Here is a 12,292-nt window from a genome sequence, read left to right on the forward strand (position 1 = left end):
CGTAATTTCACGGTCATTCAAAACATTATATAAATAGCTCAACGTAGTACCAGCTTATGCCACAACCGGATCATTCCAATGACCTGTTTCACCTGGCGGCAAATTATATCAACGAAACAAACCGTCATATTTTCCTGACCGGAAAAGCCGGAACAGGTAAAACAACTTTTCTGAAATACATTCGGGAAAACACCATTAAAAATACAGTAGTCGTTGCGCCTACGGGCGTTGCTGCCATCAATGCAGGAGGCGTCACCATGCACTCCTTCTTTCAATTGCCTTTTGGCCCTTATGTTCCCTCCGGTGCCCACCTTTTTGGCGTAGATAACGGGGTAACGGATACGCATGCCCTTTTCAGAAATATCCGCTTCAATTATGAAAAAAAGGAATTAATAAAAGAAATGGAACTCCTCATCATCGATGAGGTCAGCATGGTGCGTTCCGATACACTGGATGCTATTGACGCCATTCTTCGCCATTTCCGTAATCAACCACTGGTGCCATTCGGCGGCGTACAGGTCCTGTATATAGGTGACCTGTTCCAGCTACCACCCGTAATGCCCGACGACCAGTGGCAATTGCTGAAAGATCATTATCAAAGCGTGTTTTTCTTTCACGCGCGTGTCATGCAACAGGCACCACCACTATATATTGAACTAAAGAAGATCTACCGGCAGAACGAACGTTCGTTCATCGATATCCTCAATGGCGTGCGTAACTGTACCCTGGACTGGGAAGGAATTACAACGCTGAACGAACGCTATGATCCACACTTTACCGGGGAAGGAGATCAATACATTGTACTCACTACACACAATCGCAGAGCAGATGAAATTAATGCCCAGCGATTAGCCAATATGCCCGGAGAGATCTACAGCTTCACCGGAGAGATCAAAGGAGATTTCAGTGACAAGGCTTTGCCTACTGATATGCTTTTGCAAATCAAACCCGGTGCCCAGGTAATGTTTATCAAAAATGACCTGGCAGAACCACGCCGTTATTATAATGGCAAACTGGCAACGGTAGAGCGCGTGATCGATGATAATAAAATAGTCGTTTTATTGGCCGGTAGTAACGAAACACTGGTGCTGGAAAAAGAGACCTGGCGCAATATCCGGTATTCCCTCAACAAAACGGAAGGAACCGTAGAGGAAGAAGAAGTAGGCAGCTTTACACAATATCCAATCCGGCTGGCATGGGCCATCACCATTCATAAAAGCCAGGGCCTGACTTTTGAAAAGGCCATTATTGATGCAGGAAACGCATTCGCTCCCGGACAGGTATACGTGGCACTCAGCCGTTGTACTTCGTTGGAAGGCCTGGTACTCAATACCCGCATTCATCCTGGCGCAATAAGAACAGACGAAAAAGTACTGGATTATTCAAACCGGGAAACAGAAGTAGGACGCCTCTTTGCCAACCTGGAAAAGGAAAAGCTTGTTTTTTGGGCTGCACAACTGATAAAACTATTTAGTGCGGAAAAGATTGCTGTAGAATTACAAATGCATGCCATCTGGCTAAGGGATAAGAAGATGAATGGAATGGAAAGTGCCCTGACCCTCAGCAGAAATCTGCAGCTAAAAGCAGTGCAGTTACAGGATGTAGGAAACCGTTTCCGAAACCAGCTGGAACCTTTACTGGAACAATTGCTGTCAGATGGAGATACCGCATTGCTGAAAGAACGGGTGACCAAAGCCGTTGCTTACTTTACCCAGGATATGTATGAAGGACTGATCCAGCCTATCCGTCGGGAATTAGAACTGGTAAAAGATATTCCAAAGATTAAGAAATATACTTCGCAGCTGGCTATGCTGGAGGAATTCCTATGGAACAGATTATTCCGTTTCGTAAATGCCAGTTATGGAGAACTGCGCTTTAGTGAAGGACTTCCTGATTACACCGCTATGCGCACTCCCGCAAAAGAAAAAGAGAAGGAGAAAGAAAAAGGTAAGAAAAGAGAGGCAGGGGGCAGCCGGAGAGATTCAGTAGAAATGTTCCGGGCCGGAAAGTCACTGGCAGATATTGCAGCTGCAAGAAACCTGGCTATGAGTACGATCGAAAGTCATTTAGCCGATGCCGTAGGGCAGGGTGAACTGCAATTAGATAAAGTGTTAAGTGAAAAGAAGATAAAGCTGATCCTGCCATTGGTGAAAGAGATGGGGGTGACAGCCTCCGCACCAATTAAAGCGAAATTAGGAGATGAGGTGAGTTGGGGCGAGGTGAGAGCTGTGCAACAGCATTGGAGACGCGAAACTGAAAAGGAATAGAACCGAAACAGAAGAATTTTCTTGTAAGCCTCCTTTCCCAACATATCGACCTTTTTCAATAAATACTTTCCCACCCTATTATATTTTCCCTTAATTTTGGAACGATAATTCTAAAATATATGCCAGATAGGAAAATAAGACTCAGCGTACTAGACCAATCTCCCATCCGCAGAGGCTCCAACGCCGTTGAAGCCCTCCAGGAATCCATCCAGTTAGCCAAACTCGCCGATCGCCTCGGTTTCACCCGCTATTGGCTCTCAGAGCACCACAACACCCGCGCCCTTGCCAGCGCTGCACCCGAAATACTCATTGCCCGCCTGGCAGCTGCTACCAAATACATCCGCCTGGGTTCCGGTGGGGTCATGCTCCCCAACCACAGCACCCTCAAAGTCGCGGAAAACTTCCGCCTCTTAGAGGCCCTCTATCCCAACCGCATCGACCTCGGCATAGGCCGCGCACCAGGCGGCGACCGTCTCACCGCTCATGTTCTCAACCCGTCCAACAGCTTCGAACCCAGGGAATTCGTTCAGCAAATCCATGATCTCGAAGGTTACCTCACCGATAGCGATGCCCTCGGCACCGTACACGAAAAGGTCAAAGCCATTCCTCAGATCGATACCTTCCCCGGTTTGTGGATGTTAACCAGCAGTGGGGAAAGCGGACTCCTCGCTGCACGGCAAGGATGGGCGCTCTCTTTCGCACATTTTATCTACCCGGTAGGTGGCCCCCAGGCCGTAAGGACTTACCGTGACCGTTTCCAGCCATCCGTCTTCCTTCCCCAACCGGAAGCAAATGTCGGCATCTTCGTTTTCTGCGCTGATACTCAGGAGAAAGCAGACGAACTCCAGGCCATGATGGACTACCGCCTCCTCAGCCTCGAAAAAGGCAAATTCGACGTATATCCCACCTGGGAAGAGGTCAGAGATTACGAATACACAGATATGGAATGGCAACGTGTCCTGGCAAACCGGGGTCGCATGATCTCAGGTACACCTAAAAACGTAAAGGTGAAACTGCAGAAATTAGCCGATGATTATCAGGTAGATGAGATTGTTATAGCCACAATGGCCGATAAAGCCGAAGATCGCTTCCGCTCCTATGAACTTCTTGCCGAACAATTCCAGCTGGAACCAAGGAACACAGATTAATTTCATCTAATACTAGGCGAAAAAAAATAATACATAATATGCGTATTATCCGGTATACTTGTTGTGGTATCCCGGATGGCTCCGATATCAGATGCCGGGTCGAATTTAAACTTACGCATGGAAAAGCAAACAGAAACTGGCACCTTCAGAGAGAATAATAATGAAGAATGGATGCGTTTTGCGCTCCAGTCTGCCGGACTGGGTACCTGGAACATGGACCCTGTGAACAAAGAAGTTAAATGGGACGACCGCTGCCGGGAACTCTATGGCTTTCCCGAAGGCCACGTAATTGAATACCAGGATATCCTGAAATATATTCATCCCGATGATAAAGTCAGGGTAGACCAGGCCGTTACGAATGCACTTAAATCTGAAAGCGGCGGCGAATACACCGTCCGTTTCCGTACCATTGGCGCACAGGATAAAAAACTGCGCTGGCTCGATTGCAAGGGCAAAGCCTATTTCCATCCCGATGGCACTGTTTACCGCTTTGCCGGCACCGCCCAGGACATCACAAGGGAAGTCGAAGACCGTGAAAGAGAGGAACTGATGATCGCCCTCGTCGAAAATAGCCCTGATTATATGGCCGCTGCCAACGTTCATGGGCACTTTTTCTACATGAACACTGCCGGCAAAAAACTACTCGGTATTTCCGACAATTTTGACATTACCACTCTTGTCAATAAAGACCTCTTTCACCCGGATGATTTCGCATTCATGAGCGGAGAAGTCTACCCGCATTTACTCGCCGGCCGGAAATGGTCAGGCAACATTCATATTCAGCATATCCAGACGAAGGAACGCATACCCTGCTATGGAGACTTTATCGTCATCCGTGAACCCGGTTCCGACAAGATCATCGGCCGCGGTGCCACGCTGCGCGATCTGCGGCCCGCCCTGCTGGCAAAACAGGAACAACAGAAATTATTGGCCCTCCTGGAAAACAGCCGCGATTTCGTCAGTCTTTCCGACGAAAATGGCCTGGTCTCCTACGTGAACCCTGCCGGCCTTCAACTCGTTGGCCTGGATTCCGTAGAAGAAGCTAAAAGATCCAATACGGATTTCCTCTTCCCCGAAGATGTAGCTTCCCTAATGAAAGAGATCAATAACAGCGTGGCCGAAAAAGGGCAGTGGACCGGTGAAGTGAATTACCGTAACTTCAAAACCGGAGAAGCCATCCCGGTATTCGTTACCACCATGCGCGTGATCGATTCTGCCACCGGTGTTTCCCAGGGCAAGGCTACCATTTCCCGCGATTTACGCCAGGAAAAGGCTATTCGCCAGCAACAGATTGAAAATAAGGCAGAACTTGAGCGCATGGTAGAAATGCGCACCAGCGAGCTGAAAAAGGCCAATATCGACCTGAATATTGTCAACCAGAACCTGGAGCAATTTGCCTACGTAGCCAGTCATGACCTGCAGGAACCTTTGCGCAAGATCAACATGTTCTCCGCATTGCTGCAGGACAAATACCAGGATCAGCTGAATGAAACCGGGATGCGCAACCTCGGCATCATCCGGAATGCCGCTACCCGCATGACAACGCTGATCCAGGACCTGCTGGCATTTTCAAGAGTATCCCGCCAGGATCACCTCTTCGAAGCTGTAGATCTGCAAAAAGCCATCCAGCAGGCACTTGCTGACCTGGATATTCTCATCCAGCAAAAAGATGCGGTGATCGAAATGGATGAACTATGTACCGTACAAGGTATTCCCCTGCACATGACACAGCTCTTTCACAACCTCCTGAGCAATGCCCTGAAATTTACCCTGCCTGATAAACAAGCCATTATAAAAATTAATAGCCGCAGACTGGCAGATGCAGAAGTAGCCGAACACCCGCAGCTGCAAAACGGGATGCCTTATTGCGAAATTCGTGTAACCGACAACGGGATTGGATTTGCACCTGCCTACGCGAAAAAGATCTTCGTCATCTTCCAACGCCTACACGGAAGGGGAGAATACGAAGGCAGCGGCATCGGTCTTGCCCTGTGTCAAAAAATTGTGACAGCACATCACGGAGTGATCTATGCAGCGTCAGAAGAAGGAAAAGGAGCGACCTTTATCGTGATTCTCCCGGTTTTTACCAGTTGATAGCCAGCTAATTCGGGTTTTCTGCTCATCTATTATTTATTTATTATAAAATATTCATATTTTTGTAATAAATAATAGAACCTTTCCTATGAAGAAACTCTTGCTGCCGGTTATCATGATCGCGATTGCAATCACAGCCTGTACTAAAGAAGGGGCTACGGAAGGGGGTTCAACAAATAACCCCGATACGACCGTTACTCCCACGCCTGTTGCAGGAGCTGACAGTGTTGTCCTTTTCCAGAACGTGAATGTTGGTTGGAGCCCGAATAGTAGTGTTTACGGACGTGTATTTTCATCAAAAACAGGAACTGTTTATTTAGACAATAGCATTCCTGATTCCATGGGTAAATATATTGATCTTGCATTCAATTACCTGGGTAGTATCCAGATGAATTTCCTGAGTGCAAATAATGCCTCTTTTGACCTGTCAATTTCCGGAGCAAGGACCACACTGGTACGTAACTATGTACCTGCTGACACCTTTGCTTTGTCTGCTTTTGATACCCTCACACATGCGGTGACTTTAAAGAAATTGTATGTGTCAAATGATGATAATAACTTTGGCGCAACAGACCTGCCATTGCTGGTGTTCTTTAAGAACGCAGATGGTAAAAAAGGAATCGTAAAAGTAAAAAGCCTCGCATCAGATCATATCATTGCTGACGTAAAAGTTCAATACTAAGATCTTATCAATAAGAAAGGCGCTTTCTCCAAACAGGGAAAGCGCCTTTCTATTTTATGTAAAATGTATTCCTTTATTATTGACTATACCCTGTATGAATATACGGTGCATCTCCTTTAATAAATCTTTGTCATGGTAAACAGCCTGCACCTGGTGATAGTACAGCCTCGCCATAAGCAGCTTGTCAATTCCTGATTTGTAAACATTCTCACCCAAACCCCGCTCTATATTACGTACCACAAAAGGAAAGATTTCCGTATCACGAAAATAAGATAACCTGAGCCACTGTTCTGTGTAATAAGTTTGTAATTCAGCAATAATAGTGGGTGTCAGACTATCAAGCGTTTCTTCTACAAAGGAGAAATAACTCTGCAGCTCAGTAACCGCATTAAAGGAGAATGAAGGAACCATGCGCAAATGCTTTCCACTCTTACCAATCCATTCAGCAATGATCTCGCGTATCAGCGCTTCCTTGCTTTCAAAATGAGTATAGAATTCCCGTTTTTTTATTTGACAATGACTGCTGATTTGATCGATGTTTATCGCTTGCAGACCTTGTGCAGCAAATAACCCGGAGGCAATTGTCATGATCCGCATCATTTCCTTTTTCATGGGATATGTGTTGTTTTTGCCAAAAAACTTTTATAAACTACCTATTGATTTCTTATAAACAGCCTCGTTGATCTTATATTCCACCTTTGCATCTATCAAACTACTATAAGCCTGTTGCCAGATGACCTGTGCTTCCTGCACATCCTTACCGGTGATCGTTCCCGCTTTAAAGCGGTCATTGGCCAGTTTCAGGTTCTCATCTGCCTGTTGTAATGAAAGCAATGATAAATTGACCTTCCTTGAAGACTGGTTCAGTGAAAGATAAGCCTGTTGCACTTCCAGGTCTACCAATTCTTTGGTGTCGATCAATTGCTGCTCCTGTGCTGCGATTTTCAGTGTCTGCTCCCTGACCTTTCCGGACCTTTTACCCCAGTCAAAAATAGGTACACTGATGCTCGCCAGGCCAAAATAGGAGCCCATGAAATTGCTGCCATCTTTCAGGTTTACACCTTTCCCCGCAGTAGCAAGCCCACTAAATCCTACACCAATAGTTGGCAGAGAGGCTGCTTTCAATAATTGCTTTTGCAACTGTTCTGCTTCTATCGCCTGGTTTAACAACCTGATCTCGGGTCTTTGAGCGCCATTTCCCTGCTGTGATTGTGCCTGGAAATCCCCGGAAATGCTATCCTTAACCGCAAAACCCGTATTGCCTGCCATCCCCGTGAGTTGTGCCAGCCGTAATTTAGCCAGTACAAGACCATCCTCCGCTTTTGTGATATTCAGTTCTGCTTCGTTCAGGTTCACATCTACCCTTAACAGGTCATTCTTATAGATCAGTCCTGCATCGTACGAGTTCTGTAAATCCTGGTGCAGCACCTGCAACATATCCCTGAAACGATTGGCCAATACAATCTTTTCCTGCACCTGTATCACTTGCCAGTAGGCCGTTTCGACATTTAATAATACCTGCGACGTGGCTAGTACCCCTTGTGTTTCTTTGATCTCTACTCCTTTGTTGGCCGCCGCTTTACCGGTTTTAATTTTACCACCTGCATAAATCGCTTCCTGCGCCGTCACCATCGCACTCCCAAAATAATCCGGTATCATGCCATTGAGCGCACCTCCTATTGGCTTACCTAAATACACACCCATCACAGATCCGTCTATAGTAGGATACGCATTGGCCGCAACTGATTTCGCTGCTGCTTTTGCCGCATCTATTTCATACTGTGCTGCTTTTAGTTGCCTGTTTTGTTCAAGTGCCATTTTACGGAAATCTGTAAGTGATAGATTGCCTGACTGTGCATGCAGTAAGAACGGACTGCAAATGATGCCTGCAATTATTAAGACCGCTTTTGCCGGCTTATACAGAATTTCCGGTGTGCCTGTCGTCTCATGGGGAGGACGTACAAATAAATAATATAACACAGGAATAACGAATAAGGTCAGCACCATAGACACGATCAATCCTGATGCCAGTACACTGCCCAATGGGGCCCATAATGGAGACTTCCCGACTATCATCGGTACTACCCCAATCGCTGCCGCAGCAGAGGTCAGGAAGATAGGCCGCATACGACGCTTGGCAGCTGCGAGTGCAGCAGCTTTAATGCTGTAGTGATGATCTCTTACCAGTTCATCTGCATAGTCAACGAGTATGATACCATTTCTCACCACGATCCCGATCAGGCTGATGATTCCCATGAAAGCCGTCATCCCCATTGGATTGCCCGTAATGAACAAACCTAAAAATGCCCCCAGCAAACTCAATGGGAATGTGGCGAGGATGATCAGCGTTTTACCAAAAGTCTTGAACTGGAAGAGTAATGTCAACAGGATTAATAATAAACTGGTGCCTAAAGCTAAACCCATACCGGGTGCGTTTTCTGCAGATGATTCCGCATCGCCGCCATATTCAATACGCACGCCATCCGGCAATGATAATTTCTCAATAGCTGGCTGTACTTTCTTTAAGATGTCAGAAGCCCTGATGCCACGTTGTGCTTCTGAAAGCACGGTGAGTGTACGTAATCCATTTCTGTGTGCAATGACACCCGTGTGCCAGGAAGGCCCGATATCCGCTACCTGTTTCAACAGTACCTTATTAATGTGCAGATTACCCAGATCACTAAAATTCCTTCTGTTTGCCGTATCTAATCTCAGGTAAACAGAGATCGGTTTATCGCCTTCCCACAATTGTGTAACTGCAAAGCCTTTCAGTCCAGCACCCATCGTTTGCGTAATGGCCTGGTTAGGCACCCCAAGGCGTGCAGCTTCATCTTCTTTCACCTTCAGAGTAATACCCAGGTAGTCATCTTCATAATCAGAGCGTACCCAGTTAGTACCTGCTGCATGTTGCAAAATATCCTTCACCTGCGCTGCTACTTTTTTCTGATCGTGCAGATTATCACCTACAATGCGCACCGCAATAGGTGAACCTTCCTGCATACTCAACTGACGCAGGCGAACGTAACCATCAGGAAGATATTTATCGAAGACAGGCAGGAACTTTGCCACCAGTTCATTTGTTGCCTCGCTGCTCACAGTATTGATAAATACCTGCGCGAAATTGCGTCTGGGCATTTCCGGCGCATAAGTCACATTGAAGCGCGGAGAACTCGTACCTATAAAACTGGCGGTATTCACCACACGATCATCCTTCTTCAGTTCTGCTTCTACCGCTTTCACTACCTTTTCGGTTTCTTCCAGGGAGGTGCCATTAGGCATCCAGATCTCCGCGTTGAATTGCTTGCTTTCACTCAACGGAAAGAATTCCTGACTTACCTTACCCGCCAATACCAATGCCAGTACAAGGGCCAGTACTGCTACTGATAGCGTAATTTTAGGAAAACGGAATGCGACTTCAATTCCCTTGTTGAAAGTTTCCTGTAATCTGTCTAAGAGACTTCGTCTGTTCCCCCTGTTACTCATCTTATGCTTTAAGCCCTGTTTGATAAACACATAACAGGTGTAAGGCGTTACGAGCAAGGCCACAGCCATAGATGTGATGAGTGCCACAGCGACCGTTACCGGCAATGCTGCAATAAAATCTTTCGCAATACCAAACATAAAGATCGCCAATGGCGCAAAGGCAAATACGATTGCCAGGGTAGCCGTGAAGATCGGCAAAGACAATTGTTTGGCTGCCTGCCATGCGGCTGTCCAGGGTGTGATATCTTCATCAAGTTTTTCGATATAATTATCTACAACTACAATGGCATTGTCCACCACCATCCCCAATACAATGATCAATGCAGCCAGCGTTACCTGGTGCAGTTCTATCCCCATGATATTGATAAGACCAAAAGTGATCAGAATGGAGATAGGTGCTGCTACAGAAGCAACTGCTGCCACACGGAAAGGTAACAACAGCATTACCACCAGGATCACGGAACCAATTGCCAGCCCGAATTCACGCATAAAGTGTTTGATGCTTTCATCTACTACTTCAGGTTGATTCACGATGGTATTGATCTGGATATCGCCCGGTAATTTTGCTTTAATTGCAGCGAGTTTTTCTTCAATTGTATGCCCGAACTGCACGATATTATTGCCGGGCTGCATTTCAATCGCCAGCATTAATACGCGGTCATTACCTACACGTATATATGAAGAGGGTTCCTCGTACCTGCGGGTAATCGTGGCTACATCCTTCAGTCTGACAACGGTACCGGCAGGTGTGGTGTAAATGATTTGTTCCGCAATATCGTTTTCTGTTTTGTACTGACTGTTTGTAAATACCGGGATCGTATTGCGGCTAATGGTCACTTCACCTGAATAGCCTGTCACATTTTCCATTTGCAGGGTACGTACAATTGCGGACAGATCAAATCCATACTGTTGCAGCTTCTCATCATTTACGGTAACATAGATCTGTTGCTGCTGTCCGCCGGAGCGATTGATCTTAGATACTTCTGGAATCACTTTCAGACCATCTTCAATCTTATCCATGTATTTTTCCAGTTCCGCGTAATTACGGATGGGAGAAGATACTGTAATGATCTGGGCAGTCACATCACCGAAATTACTGTTCACCACCGGACCAATTACCCCGGATGGAATATTGGATCGTAAAGTGGTATTTAAACCATGTTGCAGGGTGCTCCAGAACTTCTTACGGTCTTTTACCTCCGTATGTAAATTGACGGTAATGAATACCTGCCCATCCTTTGTCTGGGAAGTGGTTTTCTTCTTGTCAATTTCTTCGTAAGAGAAAAGAAATTGTTCAATCTTGTTTGTCACCTGTTTCTCCATCTGCACTTCATCAGCGCCCGGATAGAAAGCATATACCATCGCCACCGGCATATCAATTTTCGGATTTTCCGAGCGGGGCATATTCAGCAATGCATAAAGGCCGAGTAGCAACAGCATACCCATGGCTACCAGCGTGACCTGTTTATATTTCATGGCAGCTTCAATGAAGCTGATTCTTTGTCTTTTCATTGGGCTTGTTTAAATGATTATTCAACAATCACGGCACTGCCATCTTTTAGATGTGATTGTCCGTTTGTGATCAGCTGATCTCCTTCCTGCAAGCCATTTGTGATGATCACATCATTCGTTCCTGTGAGCAAGCCGGTAGTGATCCTTCTGCGGATCGCTTTGTGCTGTTCACTGGTCAGGAATACGTAAGTGAGATCATCTGCATCTCTCACAATGGCAGTAGCAGGAATGGAAATGGTATTGATCGCTTTACCTGTATTGATGAATACATTCGTCAACATGCCGGGTAAGAGCCGGTTATTGCTGTTATTCAGTTTGATTTTGATGGCGTATGTCCTGGATACAGCATCTGCCTGTGGATTGATGATCGTGATCTTCCCGGGAATGGTATCTTCAAGCGTAGCAATGTATACTTTCGCATCCATGCCATTTTTGATCGCACCTATTTCGCTTTCGGGAACAGTAATCTTTGCAGTGACAATATCTGTTTTGATAATTGTAAATGCAGGAATACCAGGAGCGGCAGTGCTCCCTTTTTCAATTTTACGGGCAGTAATGATGCCTGAAATAGGAGCGTACAATTTACTGTCTGCAATGTGTTTGGCATTGATGCTTTTGTTTGCCTGTGCCTGTGCGAGTTTGGATTTTATTTCGATGTAATCTTTCGCTGGCAGACTTCCCTTCTGGTACAGGTCATTGAGACGGCGGTACATGTCTTCTGCCTGTTCCAGTGATGCGTTGGCAATAGCCAGTGCATTATTGTACTCGGTGGCATCAATACTGGCGAGTAACTGGCCCTGTTGCACATGATCACCTTCCTGCACACTGATGTTATTAACGGTACCGGCTACTGCAAAACCAATGTCGGCGGTATTGTCAGGTTCGATGCTACCGGAATAACTGAACTGTTGGGGAAGCGGGTCTTTCTGAATGCGGATGGTCTTTACGCTAACAGGATCGGACTGTGTTTGCTTATCAGCCTTTGTACCACAGCCTGCAATCAGGGTAACCATTAGAAATAATGATGCCTGTCTTACAATCAATGTCATAAAATTGGTAATTGAGAATTGAACAGATGATTTCACATCGCAAAGTTGGGCGTAATT

At 46.1% G+C, this 12,292-nt stretch carries 7 protein-coding genes; 4 read left to right on the forward strand and 3 right to left on the reverse strand.

The window, feature by feature from the left end:
- The first annotated feature begins 56 nt into the window (after positions 1-56).
- From U0033_RS00640 to U0033_RS00655, 4 genes are all read left to right on the forward strand, one after another.
- Positions 57-2,267 carry a helix-turn-helix domain-containing protein gene (locus U0033_RS00640; RefSeq protein WP_072357288.1) on the forward strand — a complete coding sequence of 737 codons (2,211 nt, stop codon included), beginning with the start codon at positions 57-59 and terminating at the stop codon, positions 2,265-2,267.
- A 119-nt stretch (positions 2,268-2,386) separates the two neighbouring features.
- Positions 2,387-3,415: an LLM class flavin-dependent oxidoreductase gene (locus U0033_RS00645; RefSeq protein WP_072357289.1), complete on the forward strand. Its 1,029-nt coding sequence runs from the start codon at positions 2,387-2,389 to the stop codon at positions 3,413-3,415.
- Between the two features lie 117 nt (positions 3,416-3,532).
- Positions 3,533-5,509 carry a PAS domain-containing protein gene (locus tag U0033_RS00650; protein WP_072357290.1) on the forward strand — a complete coding sequence of 659 codons (1,977 nt, stop codon included), beginning with the start codon at positions 3,533-3,535 and terminating at the stop codon, positions 5,507-5,509.
- A gap of 88 nt (positions 5,510-5,597) precedes the next feature.
- Entirely contained in the window at positions 5,598-6,191 is a 594-nt protein-coding gene (locus U0033_RS00655; RefSeq protein WP_072357291.1) for a hypothetical protein, read from the forward strand.
- Between the two features lie 54 nt (positions 6,192-6,245).
- Here U0033_RS00655 and U0033_RS00660 read toward each other — a convergent pair whose 3' ends face one another.
- From U0033_RS00660 to U0033_RS00670, 3 genes are read right to left on the reverse strand one after another with little or no spacing between them, the layout of a single operon-like run.
- Entirely contained in the window at positions 6,246-6,803 is a 558-nt protein-coding gene (locus U0033_RS00660; protein WP_072357292.1) for a TetR/AcrR family transcriptional regulator, read from the reverse strand.
- A gap of 30 nt (positions 6,804-6,833) precedes the next feature.
- Complete coding sequence (locus U0033_RS00665) at positions 6,834-11,186, reverse strand: efflux RND transporter permease subunit (protein ID WP_072357293.1); 4,353 nt, start codon at positions 11,184-11,186, stop codon at positions 6,834-6,836.
- A 17-nt stretch (positions 11,187-11,203) separates the two neighbouring features.
- Positions 11,204-12,235 (reverse strand): efflux RND transporter periplasmic adaptor subunit, encoded by a 1,032-nt coding sequence (locus tag U0033_RS00670; RefSeq protein ID WP_083571347.1) that lies wholly within the window; start codon positions 12,233-12,235, stop codon positions 11,204-11,206.
- Between the last annotated feature and the right edge of the window lie 57 nt (positions 12,236-12,292).

Source organism: Chitinophaga sancti, assembly GCF_034424315.1.
Taxonomy (GTDB): Bacteria; Bacteroidota; Bacteroidia; order Chitinophagales; family Chitinophagaceae; genus Chitinophaga; species Chitinophaga sancti.

What these genes read in the sequence shown, in the direction of transcription:
- U0033_RS00670 (WP_083571347.1), bottom strand. Translation starts at nt 12,235, where the DNA reads ATGACATTGATTGTAAGACAGGCATCATTATTTCTAATGGTTACCCTG.
- U0033_RS00655 (WP_072357291.1), top strand. Translation starts at nt 5,598, where the DNA reads ATGAAGAAACTCTTGCTGCCGGTTATCATGATCGCGATTGCAATCACA.
- U0033_RS00645 (WP_072357289.1), top strand. Translation starts at nt 2,387, where the DNA reads ATGCCAGATAGGAAAATAAGACTCAGCGTACTAGACCAATCTCCCATC.
- U0033_RS00665 (WP_072357293.1), bottom strand. Translation starts at nt 11,186, where the DNA reads ATGAAAAGACAAAGAATCAGCTTCATTGAAGCTGCCATGAAATATAAA.
- U0033_RS00660 (WP_072357292.1), bottom strand. Translation starts at nt 6,803, where the DNA reads ATGAAAAAGGAAATGATGCGGATCATGACAATTGCCTCCGGGTTATTT.
- U0033_RS00650 (WP_072357290.1), top strand. Translation starts at nt 3,533, where the DNA reads ATGGAAAAGCAAACAGAAACTGGCACCTTCAGAGAGAATAATAATGAA.
- U0033_RS00640 (WP_072357288.1), top strand. Translation starts at nt 57, where the DNA reads ATGCCACAACCGGATCATTCCAATGACCTGTTTCACCTGGCGGCAAAT.